Origin of the sequence: Clostridium sp., assembly GCF_051650885.1 — a bacterium.
Taxonomy (GTDB): domain Bacteria; phylum Bacillota; class Clostridia; order Clostridiales; family Clostridiaceae; genus Clostridium.
On the sequence record NZ_JBOFRG010000085.1, the window covers coordinates 1 to 1,073 of the forward strand.

The following is a 1,073-nucleotide window of genomic DNA, read 5'->3' on the forward strand; positions in this document are numbered from 1 at the left end:
TATTGATACATGGATTGATGGAATGAAAGGACTGTTAATTACAGGAGTAATCTTACTTTTAGCGTGGTCTTTAAGTTCGGTTATAAAGGATTTAGGAACTGCGAAATATTTAGTAACACTTTTATCAGATTCTATTCCAAGCTTTTTATTACCAAGTATTATTTTTGTTTTAGGGGCAATAATGTCTTTTGCAACAGGAACGGCTTATGGAACTATGGGAATACTAATGCCACTTGCAATTCCTTTAGGATATTCAGTTTCACCTGAAATGGGATACGTAGTAATTTGTACAAGTGCTGTTTTAACAGGAGCAATTTTTGGAGATCATTGTTCTCCAATATCAGATACAACTATTCTTTCATCAATGGGGGCAGGGTGTGACCATATAGACCATGTTAGAACTCAAATGTGGTATGCATTATTTGTTGGAGCTGTAACTATAATATGTGGGTATATTCCAGCAGGACTTGGAGTTCCGGTGTATATTATATTGCCAGTTGGAATTTTAATTTTAATTTTAGCAGTTAGAATTTTTGGAAAGCCAATTTTAGAGGAAGAAGTAGATAGTAAAGTAGAAGAAAATGAAAAAATAACTATATAAATTAGTAGCAAATCTCCTTAGAATTAATATCTTATTTAATAAGAGAAATTCTAGGGAGATTGTTTTATGGATAAGAAAAAAGAAGTGGGACTTATGAAAAATCTTTATTTAGATGTTTTAAACGAAAATCTAAATGAAATAGATTTTTGTAATGTATTTAACAATGATTTTAAGAGAACGAATATTGAAATGAACATAAAAAATGAAGAGGACAGATACTTAATCGAAGGTATATTTCCAGGAATGCAAAGGAAGGATATTAAGGTAGACTTTAAAGATGAATGTATTTATGTAAGAGCACAAAAAAAGCAGTTTTTTTCAAATGATGATAGTACTGCAATGATTATTATTAGAGATTCGAGAGATTTTGTTAAAAATTTTCAAGTGCCAAATAGTGATGCATCAAAAATAAAAGCATCATTTAAAGGGTGTAAGTTAACTTTAGAAATTCCAACTGGCAATATTATATACA

Annotated in this window: 2 protein-coding genes; both read left to right on the forward strand. The window is 30.0% G+C overall.

The genetic code is table 11. The features are described 5' to 3' along the window. Positions 1-601, forward strand: a 601-nt coding sequence (locus ACRC28_RS04095) for a Na+/H+ antiporter NhaC family protein (protein ID WP_438542181.1), incomplete at its 5' end; no start/stop codon positions are given. 66 nt (positions 602-667) lie between these two features. After that, positions 668-1,073 (forward strand): Hsp20 family protein (locus tag ACRC28_RS04100; RefSeq protein ID WP_438542182.1); only part of this gene is annotated, 406 nt, incomplete at its 3' end.